26 protein-coding genes are annotated in these 23,313 nt (G+C 63.9%); 8 read left to right on the top strand and 18 right to left on the bottom strand.

Annotated features, from left to right (window positions below):
• Window positions 1-4 precede the first annotated feature (4 nt).
• The 11 genes from ftsW to rarD form a co-directional block, all read right to left on the bottom strand.
• A complete protein-coding gene (gene ftsW / locus ACVDHE_RS09505) occupies window positions 5-1,288 on the bottom strand; it encodes a putative lipid II flippase FtsW (RefSeq protein ID WP_458884418.1) in 1,284 nt (427 codons plus the stop codon).
• A 35-nt stretch (window positions 1,289-1,323) separates the two neighbouring features.
• Window positions 1,324-2,310 (bottom strand): phospho-N-acetylmuramoyl-pentapeptide-transferase, encoded by a 987-nt coding sequence (gene mraY / locus ACVDHE_RS09500; RefSeq protein WP_213039914.1) that lies wholly within the window; start codon window positions 2,308-2,310, stop codon window positions 1,324-1,326.
• 433 nt (window positions 2,311-2,743) lie between these two features.
• Window positions 2,744-4,192 carry a UDP-N-acetylmuramoyl-L-alanyl-D-glutamate--2,6-diaminopimelate ligase gene (locus tag ACVDHE_RS09495; RefSeq protein ID WP_325225434.1) on the bottom strand — a complete coding sequence of 483 codons (1,449 nt, stop codon included), beginning with the start codon at window positions 4,190-4,192 and terminating at the stop codon, window positions 2,744-2,746.
• 129 nt (window positions 4,193-4,321) lie between these two features.
• Window positions 4,322-6,790: a penicillin-binding transpeptidase domain-containing protein gene (locus tag ACVDHE_RS09490; protein ID WP_325225436.1), complete on the bottom strand. Its 2,469-nt coding sequence runs from the start codon at window positions 6,788-6,790 to the stop codon at window positions 4,322-4,324.
• A 113-nt stretch (window positions 6,791-6,903) separates the two neighbouring features.
• Window positions 6,904-7,470, bottom strand: a complete 567-nt coding sequence (locus ACVDHE_RS09485) for a hypothetical protein (RefSeq protein WP_325225438.1) — start codon at window positions 7,468-7,470, stop codon at window positions 6,904-6,906.
• Between the two features lie 51 nt (window positions 7,471-7,521).
• Window positions 7,522-8,469, bottom strand: a complete 948-nt coding sequence (gene rsmH, locus ACVDHE_RS09480; protein WP_458884417.1) for a 16S rRNA (cytosine(1402)-N(4))-methyltransferase RsmH — start codon at window positions 8,467-8,469, stop codon at window positions 7,522-7,524.
• A gap of 6 nt (window positions 8,470-8,475) precedes the next feature.
• A complete protein-coding gene (gene mraZ, locus ACVDHE_RS09475) occupies window positions 8,476-8,919 on the bottom strand; it encodes a division/cell wall cluster transcriptional repressor MraZ (protein WP_213037844.1) in 444 nt (147 codons plus the stop codon).
• A 380-nt stretch (window positions 8,920-9,299) separates the two neighbouring features.
• A complete protein-coding gene (locus ACVDHE_RS09470; protein WP_325224069.1) occupies window positions 9,300-9,824 on the bottom strand; it encodes a hypothetical protein in 525 nt (174 codons plus the stop codon).
• Between the two features lie 5 nt (window positions 9,825-9,829).
• Entirely contained in the window at window positions 9,830-10,318 is a 489-nt protein-coding gene (gene coaD, locus ACVDHE_RS09465) for a pantetheine-phosphate adenylyltransferase (protein WP_213037842.1), read from the bottom strand.
• On the bottom strand, window positions 10,315-10,884 hold the full coding sequence (gene rsmD / locus ACVDHE_RS09460; protein WP_458884416.1) for a 16S rRNA (guanine(966)-N(2))-methyltransferase RsmD: 570 nt from the start codon (window positions 10,882-10,884) through the stop codon (window positions 10,315-10,317). Before rsmD ends, coaD begins: the two co-directional genes overlap by 4 nt.
• Window positions 10,875-11,774 carry an EamA family transporter RarD gene (gene rarD / locus ACVDHE_RS09455; RefSeq protein WP_213037840.1) on the bottom strand — a complete coding sequence of 300 codons (900 nt, stop codon included), beginning with the start codon at window positions 11,772-11,774 and terminating at the stop codon, window positions 10,875-10,877. The genes rsmD and rarD overlap by 10 nt, the downstream gene beginning before the upstream one ends.
• 235 nt (window positions 11,775-12,009) lie before the next feature.
• On the opposite strand from rarD, the gene ACVDHE_RS09450 reads away from it, so the two are divergent.
• The 3 genes from ACVDHE_RS09450 to ACVDHE_RS09440 all read left to right on the top strand — a co-directional run bounded on the left by ACVDHE_RS09450 (window position 12,010) and on the right by ACVDHE_RS09440 (window position 14,820).
• Complete coding sequence (locus ACVDHE_RS09450; RefSeq protein WP_213037839.1) at window positions 12,010-12,360, top strand: Asp23/Gls24 family envelope stress response protein; 351 nt, start codon at window positions 12,010-12,012, stop codon at window positions 12,358-12,360.
• A 16-nt stretch (window positions 12,361-12,376) separates the two neighbouring features.
• Window positions 12,377-14,068, top strand: coding sequence for a DAK2 domain-containing protein (locus ACVDHE_RS09445; RefSeq protein WP_458884415.1), 1,692 nt, complete (start codon window positions 12,377-12,379; stop codon window positions 14,066-14,068).
• A 170-nt stretch (window positions 14,069-14,238) separates the two neighbouring features.
• On the top strand, window positions 14,239-14,820 hold the full coding sequence (locus tag ACVDHE_RS09440; protein ID WP_213037837.1) for a LysE family transporter: 582 nt from the start codon (window positions 14,239-14,241) through the stop codon (window positions 14,818-14,820).
• A 53-nt stretch (window positions 14,821-14,873) separates the two neighbouring features.
• Here the strand turns inward: ACVDHE_RS09440 and ACVDHE_RS09435 are convergent, their stop codons facing one another.
• From ACVDHE_RS09435 to ACVDHE_RS09425, 3 genes are all read right to left on the bottom strand, one after another.
• Complete coding sequence (locus ACVDHE_RS09435; protein WP_325224078.1) at window positions 14,874-15,458, bottom strand: hydrolase; 585 nt, start codon at window positions 15,456-15,458, stop codon at window positions 14,874-14,876.
• A 71-nt stretch (window positions 15,459-15,529) separates the two neighbouring features.
• A complete protein-coding gene (locus tag ACVDHE_RS09430; RefSeq protein WP_213037836.1) occupies window positions 15,530-16,210 on the bottom strand; it encodes a DUF2461 domain-containing protein in 681 nt (226 codons plus the stop codon).
• A 108-nt stretch (window positions 16,211-16,318) separates the two neighbouring features.
• Window positions 16,319-16,960, bottom strand: coding sequence for a ferritin-like domain-containing protein (locus tag ACVDHE_RS09425; RefSeq protein WP_418724816.1), 642 nt, complete (start codon window positions 16,958-16,960; stop codon window positions 16,319-16,321).
• A gap of 193 nt (window positions 16,961-17,153) precedes the next feature.
• On the opposite strand from ACVDHE_RS09425, the gene ACVDHE_RS09420 reads away from it, so the two are divergent.
• Entirely contained in the window at window positions 17,154-17,894 is a 741-nt protein-coding gene (locus tag ACVDHE_RS09420; protein ID WP_213037834.1) for an ABC transporter ATP-binding protein, read from the top strand.
• Window positions 17,891-18,817, top strand: coding sequence for a SufB/SufD family protein (locus ACVDHE_RS09415; RefSeq protein WP_442873266.1), 927 nt, complete (start codon window positions 17,891-17,893; stop codon window positions 18,815-18,817). Before ACVDHE_RS09420 ends, ACVDHE_RS09415 begins: the two co-directional genes overlap by 4 nt.
• A 66-nt stretch (window positions 18,818-18,883) precedes the next feature.
• On the opposite strand, the gene ACVDHE_RS09410 is transcribed toward ACVDHE_RS09415, so the two are convergent.
• On the bottom strand, window positions 18,884-19,063 hold the full coding sequence (locus ACVDHE_RS09410; RefSeq protein ID WP_418724819.1) for a hypothetical protein: 180 nt from the start codon (window positions 19,061-19,063) through the stop codon (window positions 18,884-18,886).
• A gap of 128 nt (window positions 19,064-19,191) precedes the next feature.
• Here ACVDHE_RS09410 and ACVDHE_RS09405 point away from each other — a divergent pair, with 128 nt between their 5' ends.
• Genes ACVDHE_RS09405 through ACVDHE_RS09395 form a run of 3 tightly spaced genes read left to right on the top strand, consistent with a single transcriptional unit; the run spans window position 19,192 to window position 20,754 of the window.
• The gene (locus ACVDHE_RS09405) at window positions 19,192-19,464 is read left to right on the top strand and encodes a helix-turn-helix domain-containing protein (protein ID WP_325224091.1); all 273 of its coding nucleotides are present in this window, start codon (window positions 19,192-19,194) and stop codon (window positions 19,462-19,464) included.
• A 60-nt stretch (window positions 19,465-19,524) separates the two neighbouring features.
• On the top strand, window positions 19,525-20,034 hold the full coding sequence (locus tag ACVDHE_RS09400; RefSeq protein WP_458884414.1) for a M48 family metallopeptidase: 510 nt from the start codon (window positions 19,525-19,527) through the stop codon (window positions 20,032-20,034).
• Window positions 20,035-20,046: 12 nt separating this feature from the next.
• Window positions 20,047-20,754 (top strand): IMP cyclohydrolase, encoded by a 708-nt coding sequence (locus tag ACVDHE_RS09395; protein ID WP_458884413.1) that lies wholly within the window; start codon window positions 20,047-20,049, stop codon window positions 20,752-20,754.
• Window positions 20,755-20,800: 46 nt separating this feature from the next.
• Here ACVDHE_RS09395 and ACVDHE_RS09390 read toward each other — a convergent pair whose 3' ends face one another.
• The 3 genes from ACVDHE_RS09390 to ACVDHE_RS09380 all read right to left on the bottom strand — a co-directional run bounded on the left by ACVDHE_RS09390 (window position 20,801) and on the right by ACVDHE_RS09380 (window position 23,295).
• Entirely contained in the window at window positions 20,801-21,916 is a 1,116-nt protein-coding gene (locus tag ACVDHE_RS09390; RefSeq protein WP_213037829.1) for an SLC13 family permease, read from the bottom strand.
• Between the two features lie 119 nt (window positions 21,917-22,035).
• Window positions 22,036-22,593, bottom strand: coding sequence for a biotin transporter BioY (locus ACVDHE_RS09385; protein ID WP_325224100.1), 558 nt, complete (start codon window positions 22,591-22,593; stop codon window positions 22,036-22,038).
• A 129-nt stretch (window positions 22,594-22,722) separates the two neighbouring features.
• Window positions 22,723-23,295 (bottom strand): uracil-DNA glycosylase, encoded by a 573-nt coding sequence (locus ACVDHE_RS09380; RefSeq protein ID WP_458884412.1) that lies wholly within the window; start codon window positions 23,293-23,295, stop codon window positions 22,723-22,725.
• Between the last annotated feature and the right edge of the window lie 18 nt (window positions 23,296-23,313).

Below are 23,313 nucleotides of genomic sequence, written 5' to 3'. Positions count from 1 at the left end.
GCGCCTACCCCGCTCTGGTGGGCTTCATCTGCCGGGACACCGACAGCACGATGCCCATCTCCGCAAGTTGGACGGAGAGGGCGGTGCCGCCGTAGCTGAAAAAGGGCAGGGAGATGCCGGTGGTGGGCAGCAGGCCCGTGACCACGCCGATGTTCAAAAAGGTCTGGACGCCCATGAGGGTGATGATACCTACCACCAGGAGGCTGCCGAAGCGGTCCCGGGCGTGGAGGGCGATCCAGAAGCCCCGGAGGATCAGCGCCGCGAAGATGGCCATGATGATGGCCGCGCCGATGAGGCCCAGCTCCTCACAGACGATGGCAAAGATAAAGTCGTTGTGCTCCTCCGGCAGGTAGTAGAACTTCTGCTGGCTCTTGCCAAGCCCCACGCCCAGCAGACCGCCGGAGCCGATGGCAATGAGGCTCTGGGTCAGCTGGTAGCCGCTGCCCTGGGCGTCGGCCCAGGGATCCAGCCAGGAGGTCATGCGGGTCTTGTTGTACCCCACGACGAACAGCACCAGATACAGCAGGAGCCCCGCGGCGCCTCCCGCGGCGCCCACCCAGGCCCAGTTGATGCCGCCCACCAGCATAACAGCGGCACCGGCGCCCAGGATCAAAATGGCGCCGGAGAGGTGGGGCTCCAGCAGCACCAGCCCCGCCACCACCGCCAGGATCAGGGCGTAGGGCAGGATGCCGTAGCGGAAGGAGCGCATCTGGTCCTTCTTTTTGGAGATGCTGTCGGCAAAGTACAGCACCACCGCCGCCTTGGCGATCTCCGAGGGCTGGAACTGGAAGGAGGTGCCGGGGATGCCCAGCCAGCGGGTGGCGTTGTAGTGGGTGAGGCCCACGCCGGGGACCAGCACCAGCACCAGCAGGATCACGGACAGGTACAGCAGCGGCTTTCCCAATGCCCGGAACCGCTGGTAGTTGATCTTGCCGATGAAGATCATGGCGGCCACGCCCATAACGGCGAACACCGCCTGATGGCTGAAATAGTACAGGGGATTTTCCCCATCGGTCTCCGCGTAGGCAGAGGGAAAGCTGGCGGACAGCAGCATCACCAATCCGATGCCCAGCAGCAGCATCACCAGCACGAAGAAGGGCAGGTCGATGGGGCCCCGGGCCAGCTCCCGGCTCTCCTCCTCCAGCTCCTTCTGCCGCTGGCGCCGCTCCTGACGGGCCAGGGCCTCCTCCCGGCTCATGGGCCGGCGGCGGCGCTGGGGCCGGTCCTGCGGACGGGGTTGGGGCCGGCTGTGGAATTGGGGCCGGGCCTGGGGGCGCGGATATGACATGACCTTCCCTCCTCTCCCTCAAAATATCAAATGGTTCAATAGCGGCCCGCGGCGCCGAAGTACGCCAGCACGCAGCACACCACCGTCACCAGGGAAAATACCGTCACCAGCTTCGCCTCGCTCCAGCCGGACAGCTCCAGATGGTGGTGCAGCGGCGCCATCTTGAAAAAGCGCTTGCCGTGGGTGGCCTTGAAATAGCCCACCTGGATGATGTCGGACAGGGTCTCCAGAATGTAGATGATGCCCACAGGAATCAGGATCAGGGGCATATCCATGGAGAAGGCCAGGGCCGCCACGGCGCCGCCCAGAAAGAGGCTGCCGGTATCGCCCATAAAGACCTTGGCGGGGTGGTGGTTGTAGACAAAGAAGGCCGCCAGGCCTCCGGCCATGGCCGCCGGGAACAGCGCCCCGGCACCGCCCGCGCTCCAAAGGTATCCGGTCACAGCGAAGAACACCATCACCACAAAGGTGACGCTGCACGCCAGGCCGTCGATGCCGTCCGTCAGGTTCACGGCGTTGACGCAGCCCACGATCACGAAGGCGGCGAACACCAGATACACGATCCAGTTGATCTCCACGCTGACGTTCAGGAAGGGGATGTACAGGTGGTTGCTCAGCAGCCCCTCATAGCGCATCAGGCACAGGAACAAGATCGCCGCCGCCAGCTGCAGCACGAATTTCTGCTTGGCGGTGAGGCCCTCGTTCTGGTGCTGGCGGACCTTGCGGTAGTCGTCCACAAAGCCGATCAGGCCGAAGATCAGGGCGAACAGGTAGACGTACAGGTGCACGAACACCCCGTCCAGCATGTTCCCCCAGCCCAGAATGAATACGATCACCCCGGCGCCCAGAATGAACATGATGCCGCCCATGGTGGGCGTGCCCGCCTTAGACATATGCCAGGTGGGACCGTCGGCGCGGATCTCCTGCCCGGCCTTGAGCTTGCGCAGCTCCGGGATCAGAAAGCGGCCGATCACCAGCGTCAGCACGAAGGCCAACCCTGCCGCGATGATGGATTGTGTCATAGTTCTCTCCCTCTCCTTGCCGGGCACACCCCCGGCGCTTTTGTACGGGCGGATGCCCGGCGGTCGCTTTCCCGCCAGGTACTCCGCCACGATCTCCCGCTCATCCATGTGGTGCTTCACATGGTTGATGCCCCACAAACTCTCCGATTTTGCGGGGGCCCCGCATGGGACGCAAATCGGCCGAAGTGAATCCGGCCGATTTCAAGGGTTTGCCTCCGGCAAACCGCTTGACGCCGGACTTCCGGCGCTCAGGCCTTTTGCAGGTACTCCGCCACGATCTCCCGCTCATCCATGTGATGCTTCACATGGTTGATGCCCCACAAAATCTCCGATTTTGCAGGGACCCCGCATTGGACTCAAATCGGCCGAAGTGAATTCGGCCGATTTCAAGGGTTTGCCTCCGGCAAACCGCTTGACGCCGGACTTCCGGCGCTCAGGCCTTTTGCAGGTACTCCGCCACGATCTCCCGCTCATCCATGTGATGCTTCACATGGTTGATCTCCTGGTAGGTCTCGTGGCCCTTGCCGCACAGGGCGATCACATCGCCGGGCAGAGCGTGGTCCATGATCCAGTGGATGGCCTCGATCCGGTCCTCGATGACCACGTGGGGCGTATCGCTGCCCTCCAGGCCCGGCAGGATGTCGGCGATGATGTCGCCGGGCTTCTCGGTCCGGGGGTTGTCGGAGGTCACCACCACGAAGTCGGCGATGTCCGCGGCGATCTTTCCCATCTTGGGCCGCTTGGTCCGATCCCGGTCGCCGCCGCAGCCGAACAGGGCCACGGTGCGGCCCTTGGCGAAGCCCTTCACGGCGGTGAGGACGTTTTCAAGACCGTCGGGGCTGTGGGCGTAGTCGATGAGGATGGTGTAGTCCTTGCCGGGGGTGGGGACCACCTCCACACGCCCCTTCACGTGGGGCACCCGGCTGAGAGCGTCGGCGCTCTTCTCCAGGGGGATCCCCAGGGCCAGGGCCGCGCCCAGCACATCCAGCGTATTATATACCATAAATCCGCCGGGAATGCCAACGGAAATGGGGACGCGCTCCGTTTTCGTCACGGCGTCGAAGGCGATGCCCTCGGCCCCCAGGACGATGTTCTCCGCCCGCAGGTCCGCCGGGGCCTTCTCGGCGTAGGTGACGAGGCGGCAGGTGGCCTCCGCCGTCAGCCGTCCGGTCCAGGGGTCGTCGGCGTTGACCACACCCACGGCGCAGTGCCGGAACAAGATGGCCTTGGCGTCGCAGTAGGCCTCCATGGTCTTGTGGAAATCCAGGTGGTCCTGAGTCAGGTTGGTGAACACACCCACGTCGTAATGCACCCCGTAGACCCGGTCCAGGGCCAGGGCGTGGGAGGAGACCTCCATGACCACGTGGGTGCAGCCGGCGTCCCGCATCTGGGCGAAGAGCCGCTGGACCTCGAAGGACTCCGGCGTGGTGCGCTCCGTGGGGATCACCTCCGCGCCGATCATGTTCTGGTTGGTGCCGATCAGCCCCACCTTGGCCCCGGCCTCCTGCTCCAGAATGGCCTTGAGGAGGTAGGTGGTGCTGGTCTTGCCGTTGGTGCCGGTGACGGCTGCCATGGTCATGGATGCGGCCGGGTGGCCGAAGAAGTTGGCGCCGATCACCGCCAGGCTCCGGCGGGAGTTCTCCACCTGGACATAGGGGATGGCCCCGTCCGCCGGGGGCTCCTCACAGACCACCGCGGCGGCACCGGCGGCGGCCGCCTTCCCGATGAAGGCGTGGCCGTCCACGGCAAAGCCCCGCATGGCCACAAACAGGTCGCCGGGCTTTGTGGCGCGGGAGTCGTAGCTGACGTTGGGGATCTCCAGATCCAGGTCTGCCGTGGCGGAGAGGACCGGAATGTCCTTCAATAGCTCTCTGAGTTTCATGATGCAGCGCCCCTTCTCTCTCGTTTCGGCGCCCCGCCGGGTGAAGCCGGGGCTGCCGCATCCATTATAGACAGTGTGTTTTGGATTGTATACGGCGGAAAGTGCCAAAAAATATGCAGAAACTGCCCCTCAGTCCAGCACGGAATTGTCGCCGAACTGAACGGTGACCACGGTGCCCGCATCCACCTCCGTGCCGGCAGCGATGTCCTGGGAGATGGCGTGGACATTGCCGGAGCTGGTGGAGGTGGCGCCGGCCACCTTCATGATGAGTCCCGCGTTGGCAATGGCCTTGTTGGCCTCGGAGGCGGACTTGCCGATGACATTGGGCACAGTACAGGGATCGTCCGGCTTCTCCTGGCCCAGATACAAAATGATGGTGGCGTTGTTGGGAACGATGGCGCCGCCGGCCGGGGTCTGGTCGGTGACGGTGTCGCCGTCTCCCACAGTGCGGCAGGAAAAGCCTGCCTTCTCCAGCGTCTCCTTGGCAGCGGAGGCCGCCTTGCCAACCACATTGGGCACGGAGGCGTCAGCGCCCACCAGTTCATCGGCGCTATACTCCGGCTCCACGCCCAGGTACGGCAGAATATCGCTCATGATGGAGCTGGCAATGGGGGCCACCATGGTGCCGCCGAACACGGCGGTGCCGGTGGTACGGCTGGGGGTGTCCATGGTCAGCAGCATGATGACCTGAGGATCGTTCGCCGGGGCAAAGCACATAAAGGAGACCACCACGTCGTTGGTACCGGTCTTGTCGGCGGTGCCGGTCTTGCCGCCGATACGGTAGCCGGCCACCTGGCCGTTGCGGCCGCCGCCGCTGGCCACCACGTACTCCAGGCACTCCCGCACCGTGGCGGAGGTCTCCTCACTGATCACCTGGCGGGTGGGCGTGGCCTGATGCTGCTGGATGACGTTGCCGTCCTGGTCCAGGATCTGCTTTACCACGTAGGGCGTGTAGAGATAGCCGCCGTTGATGCAGGCGGACTGGGCCCGGATCAGCTGCAGAGGCGAGATGTTGAAGGTCTGGCCGAAGGAATAGGAGGCCAGGGACACCACGCCGGTATTGAAGGTCTTTTCACTGGCGAAGAGGCCCGTCTCGATCTCGGCGGGCAGGTCCACGCCGGTGGACTCCATGAAGCCGAAAGACTTGAGGTACTCGTAATAAGTCTTGGTGCCGATCTTCAAACCCATGGAGATGAAGGCCGGGTTGCAGGAGTTTCCGGTGGCCTCCTTCAGGGTCTGGACCCCATGGCCGCTGTGGTTGGAGCAGTAGATGGGCTTATACCAGCCCTCCACACGGGTGGATCCGGTGCAGGTGAAGGTGCTGGACAGGCTCACCAGTCCCTCCTCCAGGGCCGTGGCCAGTGTCACGGGCTTGAAGGTGGAGCCGGGCTCGTAGGTGTCCTGATAGCACTTGTTGCGCCACTGTTTGTACTGGGCGGAAATCTTGGCGTCAGACACAGCCGCCTTGTAGGCATCCTCGTCGGCGTAGGTATCGCGTTTGCTCTCCAGCTCCGCCAGCGTAGCGTCCAGATTCTCCTGAAGGGTCTGGTCATAGATGGTGCTGTAGCTGTTCAGATCGTAGTTGGGATAAGAGGCCATGGCCAATACGGCCCCATCCCGGGGGTCCATGACGATGCCGGTGGCGCCGTTGGCAGGATCGAACTTGGCGATCATGCTCTCCAGGCCCTTTTCCAGATAATACTGGATGTTGCGGTCCAACGTCAGCACCAGGTCGCCGCCGTCCTCGGCGTCGTAATACTGCTCGTACTGGAACAGCAAGGGCTGGTTATAGTTGTCCTTGGCGGTGACCGTCAGGCCGGTGGTGCCCTGGAGGACGCTGTCGTACTTGGCCTCCAGTCCGTAGGCACCCACGTTGTCGGCGTTGATGAAGCCGATGACGTTGGAGGCCAGGGTCCCGTAGGGATAGTACCGTTTGGTGTCCGAGCGCAGGTAGATGCCCCGCAGCTTGGTGGGGCTCTGGGTGGGATTGGAGATGAGGACGGTCTTGCCGTCGTCGTTGACGGTGGTCAGCTGGTTGCCCTCGTCGTCGATCTCGCCGTTGATGAAGCGGCGGACCTCGTCGGCCACGTCCTGCTCCGCCTTCTCGGCCACCACCTTGTACTGGGACTTCACATCCTCCATCTTCTCCAGCAGCGTGGATTCGTCCACCCCCAGGATCCGGCTGAGTCCCCGGGCGATGTAGGACTGGTCCAGCACCGCCGGCGCCGTGTAGCTCACACCGTCTTCGGCAGCCTTCTCGGCAGCCTCCTTGATGGCATCCTCCTGGGCTGTCACAAAGGCGTCGATGTCCAGGGGCGAGAGGAAGATGGTCTCCGCCGTGGCGGAAACCGCCAGCACGTTGCCGTTGGTGTCGTAAATGGTGCCCCGGGAGGCACTGATGACGGTGCTGTCTGTCTGCTGGTTGATGGCGGTGGCCCGGAGGGTCTCGTGCTGATTGATCTGGATGTCATAGAGCTTGAAAAACAGCACCACAAAGGCCGCCACGCCCAGCAGCACCATGATCAACATGGTACGGCCCCGGATGACCTGATTGGCCCGCCGGGCAGCGTCGCTTTTTCTTCTGGGTGAATGTGCCATAGAAACGGTCTCCTCCCGCTCCGGCGGCTGCTCCGCCGGTCCGCAATACCAAAGCAAGGAGTAAGAAGTCCGCCTTCTTACTCCTCACTGACTGATCCATTATAGTGCGCGGCTCAATCGAAATATTCCACCACGGCATAGATCCCGTGGTTCAGGGACGTCAGCAGGCGGCTGAGGACGCCCGGCTCCTCCTGCTGGTAGACCACCGCGCTGTCCCCGTCGGACAGGTCCACATAGTAGATCTGGCTGTTGCTGGGCTTACTCATGCCGGCGGCCTCCGCCGCCTCCTTCACGGTATCCAGGTCGAACATCTCCTCATGCTGAGCGGTCAGGGAGACATTCTCCGTTTTCAGCTGGCTCAGCTGGCTCTGGAGGGACACCATGTCTGCCGACAGGGCGGTGAGCTGGATGTAGCTCATCAGCACCAGCACCGCCAGCGCCGCCACGGCGCCGAAGCCCACCACGGACAGAAGGGACAGATGCTGCCGCTGACGGACACGGGTCTGAGCAATCCTGCGGACCTGGGGCTTTTCCGCCGCCTGGGCGGCCGTCTGATGCCGCGGTGTCTCGCCGGCATGACGGAGGGCACGCTCCCGGACTTCCAGGTCCAGATTATAGGCCAGATCGCCATAGACGGCATTCCGGCTGTTATAGCGCAATTCACGGGCCGCAGATGCCACGGCAGCTCCTCCTCTCCCAGCTCTTCACACACAGACGGGGCTCGTCCCCGGTCAAAGATCGAATGGGTCGCATTTCTCCGCCACGCGCAGCTTGGCGCTGCGGGCGCGGGGGTTGTCCGCCAGCTCGGTTCCGTCGGCCACAATGGGCTTGCGGGTCACCAGACGGATTTTGGGCTTGTTGCCGCACACGCACACCGGGAACTCCGGCGGGCAGGTGCAGCCCTTTGCCAGATCCCGCAGGGTCTGCTTGACGATGCGGTCCTCCAGGGAGTGGAAGGTGATCACCGCCAGCCGTCCGCCGGGATTGAGCCCGTCCACCGCCGATTGGAGCATGGGCGGCAGGGCGTCCAGCTCGCCGTTGACGGCGATGCGGATGGCCTGGAAGCTGCGCTTGGCCGGGTGCTGCTTTTCCCGCAGCGCCGCCGGCGGCATGGCGCTCTTGATGATCTCCACCAGCTCCAGCGTGGTGGCGACGGGCGCGGTCTCCCGGGCCCGGACGATGGCTCTTGCAACGGCGGGGGCGTAGCGCTCCTCGCCATACTCCCACAGGATCCGCCGCAGCTCCTCGCCGCTCCAGGTGTTCACCACCTCATAGGCGGTCAGGGGGGCGGAGGTGTCCATCCGCATATCCAGCGGGGCGTCCTGCATGTAGGAAAAGCCCCGGGCCCCGTCGTCCAGCTGCGGGGAGGAGACGCCCAGATCGAACAGCATTCCGTCGGCGCCGGCGACGCCTGCCTCGCGCAGGACGCCGCCCAGCTCCGAAAAGTTGCTGTGGACCAGCGTCACCCGGTCCAGGTACGGCGCCAGACGCTCCTTGGCCGCGTCAATGGCCGCCATATCCCGGTCGATACAGATGAGGCGGCCGGTGGTAAGCCTTCGGGCGATCTCCATGGAGTGCCCAGCGCGCCCCAGCGTACCGTCCACATAGACCCCGTCGGGTCGGATACGCAGTGCTTCGATACACGGTGCCAGCAGCACCGGCTTGTGGGTGTATTCCATACCGCGTCACCCGCGGCTGCGGCGGCTGCGGACCAGGGCGTCCATGGCGGCGGCCATGTCCTCGCTCTCCAGCATCCGCTGCTCCCGCTCGGTCCAGGCGGCCTCGTCCCAGATCTCCGCGAAGGAGTTGAGGCCCACGATGGTGGCGGTCTTTTTCAGTCCCGCGTGCTTGCGGAGATTGGCGGGGATCAGCACCCGGCCCTGGGCGTCCGGCTCACACTGGACGGCGTTGGCGTACAGCAGCGTCAGGGCCCGGACCTCACTGTAAGAGAGGTCGTCGGTATCCTCGGACATCTGCTCCCACTTGGCCTGGGGATAAATACTCAGGCAGTGCTCGGCGCCGATGGTGATGAAGAAGGTGTCTCCCAGCGCCTCCCGCATGGAGGCAGGGATGACCAGGCGGCCCTTGGAATCGATGCTGTTGTTGGACTTTCCCAGCAGTCTTGCCACGGCGGCCGCCCCCCTTTTCCCCGTTTTTTGGGCGGGGTCTGCACCTCTTTGGCACAAGGGCACACTAATTACCCACTTTTCCCCACCGCATGGTTTGAGTATAAGCGAAAAAAGCGGGGATTGCAAGCAGTTTTTTCCGACGGAAATCCCAGCAAACCCGTTGTTTTTACCTATTTTTGGCCTAAAAAGCCTCATTTGAAACAGGTGTTCGACGAGTGTTCGGAAGTTTACGTAAAATTAAAGGCGTCCGCAGGCACAACATCTTGTGCCTGCGGACGCCTTCTTTAGAAGATCGCCGCAAAATCTAGGTTTTAAGAAAAAAGTTTCAAGAAAACCTTCGTCGTTTTTTACAAAATTTTCAGGATTATGGTCGACCTGGCTCAGCCGTCCGTCTCCTCCTGCTCAGGAGCGCGGCCCTCCAGCTTTTCCCGCTGCTCCTGCATTTTGGCGGCGGAGGCGCTGCGGAAGCGGACGCGGGACTGCTGAACCTCCTCCAGGGCGGCCCGGACGGCCTCCTCCGTGCGGGCCAGGGCGTCCTCGGCGTACTCATTGGCCACCTGATAGAGCTGGCGGGAGCGGTCCTCGGCCTTGGCCACGATCTGCCGGGCCTTCTCCTTGGCAGCGTAGAGCACCTCGCTGTCAGAGACCTTGGCCTTGGCGTCCAGCTCAGCCTGGCGCATCATGCGGTCCACATCCCGCTTGGCCTCCTCCACGAACTTCTCCCGGGCGGTGAGCAGCTCCTGGGCCCGCTTGATCTCCACCGGCAGCTGTGCCCGCAGCTCGTCCAGCAGGTCCAGCAGCTCGTCCCGGTCCACCATGCTCAGGTGGGGCTTCAGGGGCGGCGCCTTGGCATCCTCGATCCGCTCGTAGATCATATCGATCAGGCGATTGACGTCATTGGCCATGTGGCTCATCCTTTCTTATCGATCATTTCCTGCACCAGGGGGATGATGGAGGCGGGCAGATACCGCTCCAGAGGCTGGCGGTAGCGGATCATCTCCCGGGCCATGGAGGAGCTGAAGTGCTGGTAGGCCGGACTGGCCGGCAGCAGCATGGTCTCCAGCTGGGGGTAGAGCCCGCGGTTAATCAGGGCCAGCTGATACTCCACATCAAAATCAGAGGTGTTGCGCACACCCCGCACGATGACGGCGGCGCCCCGGTCCACGGCGTAGTCCGCCAGCAGGCCCGGCCACAGCTCCGCCTCCACATTGGGCAGCTCCGCCACGGCGGCGCGGACCAGCCGCAGCTTTTCCTCGGGGGTGAACATCTGGTTTTTCTTCTCGGCATTGGGGCTGACGCAGACCCAGACCTTGTCAAAGCAGGCGGCGGAGCGCCGGATCAGGTCCAGGTGGCCCAGGGTGATGGGATCGAAGCTGCCGGAGCAGACGGCTGTTCTCATGGGCGTTGTTCCTCGTTCTCTTGGTCTGGCTCCCGGCGGTACAGACTGACGGCGATCTTGCCGTACCGGTACGTACGCCGGAGGCGGTAGGGCGGCGGCAGCGGCGGCAGGCGCCGGTCCGCCGGGTGTTCCGCCACAATTATACCATGTGGGTTGAGAATGTCAAACCTTGTCAGGGTGTCCAGGGCCTGTTCCAGCAGTCCGGACTGATAAGGCGGGTCCAGGAACACCAGGTCGAACTTCTCCCGGCCCTCCAGAAAGGCCATGGCCTCCCCGGCCACCACCCGGGCCCGGTCCTGGAGCTCCGTGGTCCGCAGGTTGTCCCGGATCAGCTGCACCGCGTCCGGACGCCGCTCCACGAACACGGCGGAGGTCGCGCCGCGGCTGAGACACTCGATGCCCAGCTGACCCGTACCGGCGAACAGATCCAGGACCCGCCGCCCCTCGATGTCGAATTGCAGGGCGCTGAACAATCCCTCCTTCACCCGGTCCGTGGTGGGACGGGTCTCCATCCCCTCCAGCTCCTTGAGCCGGCGGCCCCGGGCGGAGCCGGTGATCACGCGCATGGGACATCCTCCTTCCGATGGCGGCGCCGCTCCAGGGCCCCGGCGGCCAGATACAGCACCAGACCCGTCCAAACGAAGCCGAACAAAATAGCGTGAGTGGCGGTGAACGCCTCCCGGTACAGCAGCACCGACAGCAGCAGCTGCAGCGTGGGGTTGATATACATTAAAATACCGGACAGACTCATAGGTGTGGTCTTCATCCCGGCGGCGTAGAACAGCAGCGGCACAGTGGTCACCGCACCGGATGCCGGCAGCAGCAGCCACTGCCAGCCCTCCAGCACCCCCACGGCGCCGGCGCCCCGGGCGTCCATCCAGAAAATGGCAATCAGCGCCAGGGGTGACACCGTCAGCGTCTCCATGAAGGTGGATACCGCCGCATCGGACTTTACCTTCTTTTTCAGCGCCCCGTAGACCGCGAAGCTGCCGCCCACCACCAGGGCGATCCAGGGCAGCTGGCCCCAGCGGACCACCGCGATCACCAGGCCCGTCAGCGTCACCGCCGCCGCCAGCCATTGCAGGGCCGTCAGCTTCTCCCGGAACACCACCGTTCCCAGCAAAATGGCCAGGATGGGGTTCATATAATAGGCCAGGCTGGCATCCAGCATGTGGCCGTGACCCGCCGCCCAGATGTAGACACCCCAGTTGACGGTGATGGCGCACCCCGCCGCCGCCAGCAGCAGCCACTCCCGCTTTTCCCGCAGCACCGCCCGCACGCCTGCCAGCCGGTCCCTGCGCCAGAGCAGCGCGCCGCCGGTGAGCACCATGGACCACACGATCCGGGTGGCCAGGACGTACAGAGAGTCCACATCCGCCAGCAGCTTCCAAAACGCCGGCATCACGCCCCACAGCACATAGCAGGCCAACACGCACAGCGGCCCTCTCTTTTCCACGGCAGTGCACCTCCTCCCCGCTGAAGCGGGAAATCCTTTGTAGTCGGAAGTCTATTTTACGGCAAACTCTCTCTCATTTCAATAGAAATCCGCCGGAAGGTCCGTCATCTCTTTTTTATACTTGTACTTTGCGGCTGAATCGTATATAATAAAGTTCCAAAAATACGGACGCCCGGCTCCGTTTCGGGGCGGGCCATCCTTCTCCGCCACTTAAGGGGAAAGAAAGGACGTTCTCATGATTCAATTCCATTCTGAACAAGGTGAGATCTCCGTCAGCAGCGCCGTGTTCTCCAACATCACCGGCATGGCGGCTACCAACTGCTACGGCGTCAAGGGCATGGCATACCGCTCCATGACCGACGGTCTGGTCCATCTGCTGCGCCGGGAGGCCATGAGCAAGGGCGTCAGCATCACCTATCACGACGACAACTCCATCTCCATCGAGCTCCACATCATCGTGGAGAACGGCGTCAATCTCCCCGCGGTGTGCCGTTCCATCATGAACGAGGTCCGCTACGTCGTCACCAAGAACACCGGCGTGCCCGTCAAGGCAGTGGACGTGTGCGTCGACTCCATGACCCTGTGAGGGAGGAACGAGAGGAATGAACGAACTGATCACCGGCGCGCTGTTCAAGCAGATGGTGCTCCACGGCGCCGCCGCCATCACCGCGCAAAAGCAGGCCATCAATGACCTGAACGTTTTCCCGGTGCCCGACGGGGACACCGGAACCAATATGTCCATGACCATCGGCGCCGCCGTGACGGAGCTGCGCAAATCCTCCCCCTCCTCGGTGGACCAGGCTGCTTCCATCACTGCCTCCGCCCTGCTGCGGGGTGCCCGGGGCAACTCCGGTGTCATTCTGTCCCTGCTGTTCCGGGGCCTCTCCAAGAGCCTCAAGGGCCGGGAATCCGCCGATGCGGCCAGCTTCGCCGCCGCCATGCAGGAGGGCGTGTCCTCCGCATACAAGGCCGTCATGAAGCCCGCCGAGGGCACCGTCCTCACGGTCTCCCGTCTGGCGGCGAAACGGGCCGTGGATGTGGCGGCGGAGGAAAAGGATGTGGAAAAGGTGCTGGAAGAGGCCATTCGGGAGGGCTATGACGCCCTGGCTCAGACGGTGGAGATGAACCCCGTGCTGAAAAAGGCCGGCGTGGTGGACGCCGGCGGCAAGGGCTACCTGCTGATCCTGGAGGGCATGCTCTCCGAGCTGCGGGGCGAGCCCATGCCGGAGCAGACGGAGGAGAGCGAGGAGACCAAGGAGAAGGCCGACTTCGCCTACATGGCGGCGGAGGAGATCACCTTCGCCTTCGACACCGTGTTCATCGTCCGCAAGGCGTCCCCGGACATCTCTCTGGAGCCCCTGCGGACCTACCTCAACAGCATCGGCGACAGCCTGGTCATCGGCGAGGACGACGAGTCCTTCAAGGTCCACGTCCACACCAACATCCCAGGCAGCGCCCTGACCGAGTCTCAGAAGTACGGCACCCTGGAGCTGGCCAAGATCGAGAACATGCGCACCCAGGCCGAGGCCCTGGCCCAGGGCAAGGAGGCCCAGAGCACCGACGATCTGGAGGCCGTGGAGGCGGAGCTGGAGGCCGGCGAGGGCTGCGCGCCCGCCGCTCCCGCGGAGCCGGAGAAGCCCTATGGCTTCCTGGCGGTGTGCGCCGGCGGCGGCCTTGCCGCGGTGTTCCAGGACCTGGGCGCCGACGGCGTGGTCTCCGGCGGTCAGACCATGAACCCCTCCACCGAGAGCATCCTGGAGGGCGTGGAGAAGATCCCTGCCGAGACGGTGTTCATCCTGCCCAACAACTCCAACATCATCATGGCCGCCCAGCAGTGCGCCGCCCTGACGGAGAAGAACGTGGTGGTGATCCCCACCAAGACCGTGCCCCAGGGCATCACCGCCATGATGAACGTGGACTTCGAGGCCCCGGACGCCGAATCCATCACCCAGGCCATGACGGAGGCCCTCGCCACCGTCACCACCGCCCAGATCACCTACGCTGCCCGGAACTCCGACTTCGACGGCTTCGACATCAAGGAGGGCGACTACCTGGCCCTGGAGGAGGGCCGCCTCTTCGGCACCGACAGCGATCTCAACGCCCTGCTGGAGCGGCTGGCGGCGGAGGCTGTGGAAAAGGGCGCCTCCTTCATCTCCCTCTACTTCGGCGAGGACGTGTCTGAGGATGACGCCCAGGCGGCCGGCAAGCTCTTCGAGGAACGCTGCCCCCAGGCCGAGGTGGCCGTGCTCTCCGGCGGTCAGCCCGTGTACTACTATATCATCTCCATGGAGTAAGACCGCGTGCAATGCGTGCTCATCTCCCGGGCCTTCCGGCCCGGGAGATTTTTTTGTTCAAATCCGGCGACAGCTCTTGACAAAATACGGAAGCAATGCGTATGATGAAAAAAGCGTCTGTCGCATAAAGACGGCGTTAAGAATTTTCAACAAACGGGAGGTCGCCCGCCATGTTCTCCTGGTTCCCCTTTCTCACCTACGCTGTGGTCACCACGTCCACCCCAGGCCCCAACACCCTGATGTCCATGTCCAACGGCACCCAGCTGGGCTTCCGCCGGGCCCTGCCCTTCAACTTCGGCATCCTGGCCGGGTTCTCCCTGGTGATGGTCCTGTGCACCCTGCTGTGCAGCACCCTGTCCGCCATGCTGCCGGTGGTGAAGAAGCCCATGCTGGTGATCGGGGCGGCGTATCTGCTGTACCTGGCCTGGCGGACCTGGCGCCGCAGCGGCGTGGCGGATACCGCCGCCGTCCACAGCGGCTTTCTCTCCGGCTTCCTGCTCCAGTTCATCAACCCCAAGATCTACATCTACTGCATCGTGGCCATGGAGGGTTACGTGCTGCCGGTGTACGCCGGACAGCCCGTGGCGCTGCTGCTGTTCGCCCTGCTGCTGGCGGTGATCGGCTTCTCCTTCACCCTGTGCTGGTCCGCCTTCGGCTCGCTGCTGCGGCAGCTGTTCTCCACCCACGCCCGGGTCATCAACACCTGCATGGCCCTGGCCCTGGTGTGGTGCGCGGTGAAGCTGTTCCGCTGAGCCCCTGCAGCAAAAAAGCCGCCCGGCTGTGCCGGGCGGCTTTTTCACAGTTTTTACAGGGCCTTCATGGCGTCGGCGATGGCGTCCTCGCTGGCACGCATGGCCTGAAGGGTCTTGTCCATCAGCTCCTCCAGGGGCCAGCCCAACCGCTCGGCGCCCTCCCGGATCACGTCCCGGGAGCAGCCGGCGGCGAACTTCTTGTCCTTGAACTTCTTTTTCAGGGAGCTGACCTCCATATCCTGGCAGCTCTTGCTGGGCCGCATCAGCGCCGCGGCGCCGATGAGCCCCGTCAGCTCGTCGGCGGCGAAGAGGACCTTCTCCATCTCCTCCGTGGGCTCCACATCGGAGCACAGGCCGTAGCCGTGGCTGCACACCGCGTGGATGAAGTCCTCGCCGCAGCCGATCTCCGAGAGCAGCTCCGGGGCCTTCTTGCAGTGTTCCTCCGGCCACTGCTCAAAGTCCACGTCGTGGAGCAGTCCCACCGTGGCCCAGAAGTCCGCCTCGTCCCCGTGGCCCAGGTTCTCGGCGTACCAGCGCATGACGGCCTCCACCGTCAGGGCGTGCTGGATATGGAAATGCTCTTGGTTGTACTTGCGCAGCAGCGCCAGGGCCGCCGCCCGGTCAGGACATGCTCTCATGGTGATCCGCTCCTTTTTCCCAATCATTTTTTGTCAGTATAGCCGCTTTTTCCCGGCTTTGCAACCCCGCCTCACAGCTCCCTGGGGTCCGGGTCCCCCTCCAGGGTAACGAAGTAATCGTAGTAGGGCAGCAAAAACCCATACCCCTCCTTCAGCCGCTCCGCGATGGCCCGGGAGAACAGCTCCTCCGTCAGCTTCTCCTCATGGCAGATGGAAAAGCTCTTCATCCGGTACCAGGGCTCCAGCAGCGGCGAGGGCGCCGCGGAGCGGGGGCGCTTGTAGTCCTCCGTCTCCAGTGCGAACTCCGTCTGCCGTGCCAGCTTCCGGGTCAGCGCCTCCATGGTTTTGGGGTCCCGGTCGATCCGGGCGCGGAGCTTGGCCATGGTCAGGGGACGGGGCATATAGTACCCCATGCCGTAGGTCCAGTCCTCCGGCCCCAGCTCGAACCAGAAGGTGGGCCGGGCGGTCCATTGCTCCGAGGGCTGCTCCACGCAGAACCACAGGTGGTCCTTGTAGGGGCCCCGGCCGTGGAGCCGCCGGGCGTCCCGATAGATGCGGGTGGTCTTGGCGATGAGCCCGTACTCCGGGCGCCTGTCCGCCAAAAAGTCCCGCAGCTCCTCCCCCAGGGCCCGCATGGGCTGGTAGAAGCTGCGGAGATACGTCTCCTTGTGGGCCTCGAACCAGGGCTTCTCATTGTTGAAGCGGATGCCCCACATGAAGTCCACGGTCTCGTCGGTAAATCCGGTAAACATGCCGTTCCTCCCGTTGGATCTGAAAATTCGGCATTCAGTATACCACACTTTTCTCCGCAGGAAAAGAGGGTGGAGGCCGCTTTGGACGGTCCCCACCCTCTCTGCCCCTCACAGGCTCTTTTGCAGCAGGCACAGCAGGGCGTCCGCCTGCCGGTAGGACGCCTCCCCCAGCTCCGTCAGCAATCGCTCCAGGCAGGGGTCCGTGGTGCTCTCCGCCGCCCGCAGGTAGTTCATACCGTTGCAGGCTTCGGCGTGATACCGCTCCCGCACCGCCGCACACCAGCGGCCCAGGCAGATCCGGCCGCACTCCACCGCAGGCCGGTAGCACTCCCCGGTGATGAGATAACAGGCCGCCATCAGCTGCCTTGCGGCGCAGCCGGCCTCCTCCGCCAGCTGGCGGACCTGCTGGCGGGCAAAGGCCGGGGCCTGCCGGCTGAGGGCCAGATAGTGCCGCCGGTCCGCCAGCTCCACCTCGATGAAGCCCTCCAGCACCTCCAGCAGTTCCTCCGCGGCGGTGCCCATGCAGCAGGGGTCCGGCTCCGCGCCGGGCAGCTGCCCCTCCGGTGCTTCCGGAAGGGGCGTGCTCTCCATGGCGGGCACCGCCGGACCCTGGGCCGTCCGCAGCTCCGCCAGGCGCTTTTCCGTCTCCTTCATATCCGGGTAGGGTTCCAGTCCCGGCGCCACCCGCTGCCACACCCGGTCGTACTGCCGGTAGTCGTAAGACGCAGGGGTATGTAGATTCTGTTCCATAGGGGTCCCTCCTTTTCCCTTTAGCATATGCATCGGAAAACATTTGGTGACTATTGCAAATGCAACCGATATCCTTTCCCCCTCCGGGTTAAAATAGCATTGGAAAAAAGCGGCCCCTCGTTGCTTTTTCCAATTCCTTCTGGTAAACTAGAGTAGTTACGACCATATACGCCAGCAAAGGAGGTTCCAAACGATGCTGGAACTGAAACATATCAGCTACACCGTCCGGGAAGGTGAGGAGGAGCTGGGCATCCTCCGGGATATCTCCCTGACTCTGGACGACCACAAACTGGTGGTCTTTACCGGCCCCAACGGCGGCGGCAAGACCACCCTGGCCAAGATCATCATGGGCCTGGTGAAGCCCACCTCCGGCCGGATCCTCTGGAACGGCCAGGACATCACGGACCTGGGCATCACGGAGCGGGCGCGGCTGGGCATCAGCTACGGCTTCCAGCAGCCCCCCCGCTTCAAGGGCATCACCGTCCGCAAGCTGCTCAACGTGGCGGCGGGCAGCCAGAAGCTGACCAAAGACCAGTGCTGCCAGTACCTGACCAAGGTGGGCCTGTGCGCCAACGACTATCTGGACCGGGAGGTGGACGTGTCCCTCTCCGGCGGCGAGGTCAAGCGCATCGAGATCGCCACCATCCTGGCCCGGGGCAGCCAGCTGATGATCTTCGACGAGCCGGAGGCGGGCATCGACCTGTGGTCCTTCGCCCGGCTGACGGAGACCTTTGAGCAGATCCACGCCGCCGGCACCGCCACCATGATCATCATTTCCCACCAGGAGCGAATCATCTCCCTGGCCGACGAGGTCATCGTGGTGGGCGACGGCGAGCTGCGCCACCGGGGCACGCCGGAGGAGATCCTGCCCCAGATCCTGTCGGACACCCTGTCCGGGTGCCCTGTTCTCACGAAAGAAGGTGTTTTGAGATGATGGATACACAGGTGGACCGGGAGCTTCTGGAGAAGATCGCCGACCTGCTGGGCAAGCCCGTGGGCGCGTTCAACATCCGCAAGGACTGCGGCTGCGACGGCCGGGAGTCCACGGAGCACATCAAGATCGACAACCGGACCGACGGAAAGAGCGGTATCGATATCCGCGTGCTGGACGGCACCGTGGGCGAGACGTGCCACATCCCCGTCATCATCACCCAGCCCGGCATCCAGGAGACGGTGTACAACGATTTCTACATCGGGGAGAACTGCGACGTGGAGATCGTGGCCGGCTGCGGCATCCACAACTGCGGCGACCAGGAGTCCCGCCACGACGGCATCCACACCTTCCACGTGGGCAAAAACTCCAGGGTCCATTACAGCGAGAAGCACTACGGCGAGGGCGACGGCAAGGGCGGCAAGGTGTTCAATCCCCGGACCGTCGTGTACCTGGAGGAGGGCGCCTCCATTCAGATGGACACGGTCCAGATCCGGGGCGTGGACTCCACCAAGCGGGACACCAAGATCGTCTGCGCCGCCGGCAGCGAGGCGGTCATCACCGAGCGGCTGCTGACCCACGGCGACCAGGTGGCCGAGAGCAACATGGAGATCGACCTGGAGGGTGAGGACGCCAAGTGCCGGGTGATCTCCCGGTCCGTGGCCCAGGACCACTCCTCCCAGGTGTTCTACCCCCGGGTGGTGGGCGACGCCAAGTGCTTCGGCCACGTCCAGTGCGACTCCATCATCATGGGCGAGGCCAAGATCCGCTCCATTCCGGAGATCACCGCCAACTGCACCGAGGCCCAGCTGATCCACGAGGCCGCCATCGGCAAGATCGCCGGGGACCAGCTTTTGAAGCTGGAGACCCTGGGCCTGACCGAGGAGGAGGCCGAGGACTGCATCCTCAAGGGCTTCTTGGCATAAAAGAGCACGACGAAGCGGCAAAAAAGGAGACCCGAACGGGTCTCCTTTTTTATGATGCCGGGGCAGTCAGCGCCGTCCTTCCGCGCCCTCTGCCTCGCCGGGTGCCGGAGGAGGCAGGATGCGAAGTGTGGACCCTGTATCCTGCAAGTACATCTCCTCGCATTTTTGCTGACCTTCCTCCAAGATCCGAATGGCTTTTTCTGTGTCCCGCATCAAAGACAAATACATCGCTTTCCAATCGGGCATAGGTGTCCCCTCCCCACAAAATATACCGGAATATGCAATTTATAGATTATACAATCTTGGGGGCTGTATGTAAAGAGTAGTATTTACATATTATCGAATCAATAGATCACCTAATGGGGAGATAGTATATGATTCGATTCAATATCCTGGCTCTGTTGGAGCAGAAGAAAAAGACCCGCTACTGGCTCGCAAAACAGATGGGCATGAGCCATCAAAACCTGAGCAGGATCGTCAACAACGAGACAAATTCTATCCACCTGGAAACGCTGGAGACGCTATGTCAGGTCCTGGAATGTACGCCCAGTGACCTTTTCGTCATCGACCCGGATCTTCCGGAGGGGACCGTATCGTCCACTCCACCCGCGCCCGAGGAGAAGAGCAGTACCGACCAACCCCTCTGACCGCCCCGCCTGTCCCCCGCCCCACTTGCCTTTTTTCCCCATCTGTGCTATGGTCTTTCCATGGAAATCTACGAATTGATCCGCTCAGACCGCCGGACCCTGGCGGTGGAGATCACCCGGGACGGCCGGGTGCTGGTCCGCGCGCCCCGGCGGCTGTCCCAGGCGGCCATCGACGGCTTTTTATCCCGGCATGAGGCCTGGATCGCCCGGCAGCTGGAAAAGCGCCGGGCTGCCCCGCCCCCGCCGGAGCCCACGGCAGCGGAGATCGCGGCCCTGAAGGACAGAGCCCGGGCGGTGCTGCCGGAAAAAGTGGCCCTCTGGGCCCGGCGGATGGGCGTGACGCCCACGGGAGTGAAGATCACCTCCGCCCGGAAGCGGTACGGCAGCTGCAGCGGCAAAAACAGCCTCTGCTTTTCCTGCTTTCTGATGAACTGCCCGGAACCCGCCATCGACCTGGTGGTGGTCCACGAGCTGTGTCACATCCGGGTGAAGAACCACGGCCCGGCCTTCTACGCCCTGCTGGAGCGGTATCTGCCGGATTACCGGGAACGAAAAAAACTTTTGAGATAAGGAGAACCGCCCATGGACATCCAGAACCTCTCTCAGCTGCTCAAAGCCAACGCCTACCCCGGCCGGGGCATCCTGCTGGGCCGCAGCGCCGACGGCCGGTACGCCGTGGCGGCCTACTTCATCATGGGCCGCAGCGCCAACTCCCGGAACCGGGTGTTCGTCCCCACGGAGGACGGCATCCGCACCCAGGCCTTCGACCCCTCCAAGATGACGGACCCCAGCCTCATCATCTACCACCCCGTCCGAAAGGTGGGCCGGGGGCTTGTGGTCACCAACGGCGACCAGACCGACACCGTCCGGGACGGGCTGCTGGCGGGCCGGACCTTCGCCTCCGCCCTGCACACCCGGACCTTTGAGCCGGACGCGCCCAACTACACCCCCCGCATCTCCGGCCTGCTGTCCCCCGACGGCAGCTTCAAGCTGTCCATTCTGAAATCCGCCGACGGGGACCCCAGCTGCTGCCAGCGGTTCTTCTACACCTATGACCATCCCCTGGCCGGAGAGGGCCGCTTCATCCACACCTACAAGGGCGACGGCGAGCCCCTGCCCTCCTTCGAGGGGGAGCCGGTGCGGGTGGCCCTGACGGCCCCGGACCCGGAGGCCCTGGCCGACGAGCTGTGGACGGCTCTGAATGAGGATAACAAGGTGTCCCTCTTCGTCCGCTACATCGACTGTGCCGACGGCACCCACCGGGACGCGATCCGCAACAAGCACCAATAAATCAAAAAACGAGGACGCGCATAACGCGTCCTCGTTTTTGCACTTTTCAGCGGAACAGCACCGCCGCCGCGGCCAGCAGGATCACAAGGCCCGCTGCGTTGGCCAGGGTGAACACCGCCAGGAACCGGCCCGGCCGGGCCTCCCGGGACCGCAGATACAGCTTCAGCGTGATGAGGCTGGCCAGGGAGGCGATGGGCGTGCCCAGGCCGCCGATGTCCACCCCCAGCAGCAGGTCCCGCCAGTTGTCCGTAAACCCGGACAGCAGCACCGCCGCCGGCACGTTGCTGATGATCTGGCTGGTGAGGACGCCGGTCAGCAGCGTGGACCGCTCCAGCAGGGACTGGAGCAGGTCATGGACCGCCGGCAGGCGGCCCAGGTTGCCGGAGACGATGAAAAAGCACACGAAGGTGGCAAGCAGGCCGTAGTCCAGCTTTTTCAGCAGCACCGGCTCCGCCAGGGCCAGGGCCGCCACCACGATCACCGTCAAAATGCCGTAGGGCAGGACGCGGAACACCGTCAGCAGGCACAGCACGAACAGCACACCGTACAGAGCCAGCTTCCGGGGATTGCGCAGGGCCTGGCCGGTGAGCTCCGGCGCGGGCAGCGCTTTGGGCAGCACCGGCGCCGCGGCGGCTGCCAGGCACACCAGGGCAATGCCCGTCAGGGGCAGCACCACCGGGAAAAAGTCCCCCGGCGTCAGCTCATAGGCGGCGTATAAAAACAGATTCTGGGGATTGCCCACCGGCGTGGCCATGCTGCCCAGGTTGGCCGCCACGGTCTGGAGCACCAGCAGCGGCACCGCCGCCCGGCGGCAGCCCAGCTGCTCCAAAAGCAGCAGCGTGAAGGGCACGAAGGTGATCAGCGCCACGTCGTTGGTCACCGCCATGGACACGAAAAAGGGCAGAAGCACCAGGATGATCCCCAGGGCCCTTGGGCCCGGACGCCGCAGCAGCATCTGCTCCGCCAGATACTGGAAGGCCCCGCAGGACTGGACCCCCGCCACCACCGCCATCAGGCACAGCAGCAGGCACAGCACCCGCAGGTCGATGTAGCCGATATACGCCCCGTCCGGCGGCACCAGCGCCATGGTGATCACGGCGCACACCGCCGCCACACACAGTACCGCCTCCCCTTTCAAAAAGGCAGTGATCCGCGTTTTCATCGTTTTCTCCCCCATGTTCCGAAAATTTCCACGGACCACCATATCACATCCCGCCGGGGATTACAATTATAAAAACGCATAAAACGCGGCGCCGGACCGGGTCCGGCGCCGTCCTTTTGTTACTTCAGCCGATCCCGCAGCCGGCGGGACAGGGTCAGGGCCAAAGCCATCTTCACAAGGTCCGGGATCACAAAGGGGAGCACGCACATCCCCAGGGCCGCTCCCACGGTGATGGGGCCGCTGGAGCGGGTGTAGAGCACTACGAACCAGGCTGTGCCGAAGGCGTAGCACACCGCCAGGCCCAGCACCATGGCCGCCGCCGACACCGCCAGACGATCTCCCAGCAGGTCGGTCACCAGCCAGTATACCAGGGGCATGGCCAGAAACCCCAGGATATAGCCGCCGGTGGTACCCAGCAGCGCACCCAGGCCGCCACGGAAACCGGAGAACACCGGAAGGCCCACGGCCCCCAGCAGCAGGTACACTGCCACCGCCCAGGTGCTCCGGCGGCCGCCCAGGACCCCCATGGCCGCGCAGATGGCGAAGGTCTGAAGGGTGAAGGGCACCGGCAGCGGCACACTGATCCAGGCGCACACCGTCATCAGCACGGCGAACAGCGCCGTATAGGCCAGGTCCACCGTTCTCCATTTGCCCTTTACAGCCGTCGTATCTGCCATATTTTCTGCCCCCTGTTCGTCTATTCTGCTGGGCAGTATACCATGGGCGCCGCCTGTTGTCAACCATATTTCTTTTCATGGTTTACATCCGTCCGAAAACAGCGGGGAGGCGGCGCCTCCCCGTGTGCTTTACGGACCGTCGGGGCCGAACAGCTCCCGGACCTTGGCCTGGATGCTCTTGAGGTCCTCGAAGGTCTCCGGCCGCTTGTTCACATCCCGCAGCAGGGCCGCCGGGTGGTAGATGGCGGTCATCTGGACGCCGCCCCGGGTGAACCACTGGCCGTGCTGGCTGGTGATGCGGAAGTTCTCGTCGATGATGGCCTTGGCGGCGATGCGGCCCAGGCAGATGAGGATCTTGGGCCGCAGCAGGGCCGTCTGCCGCCGGAGAAAGCCGATGCAGGCGTCCTGCTCCACGTTCAGCGGGTCCCGGTTGCCCGGCGGGCGGCACTTGACGAGGTTGGCGATATAGACCTTGGTGCGGTCCAGGCCGATGATCTCCAGCATATCGTCCAGCAGCATGCCGGCCTTGCCTACGAAGGGCACGCCCTGCTCGTCCTCGTGCTGGCCGGGGCCCTCTCCCACCAGCAGGATCTTGGCGTCGGTGGCGCCGTCGCCAAAGACCACATTGGTCCGCGTCTGGGCCAGGGCGCAGCCCTGACAGGCCAGGCACTCCTGCCGCAGGCCCTCCCAGGTGTCCGCCATGGGACCGCCTCCCTTCCA

The sequence above is a fragment of the Dysosmobacter sp. Phy genome, assembly GCF_054476235.1.
Note: the sequence above shows the minus strand (reverse complement) of the source record. Positions and strands in the feature narration are given on the sequence as shown.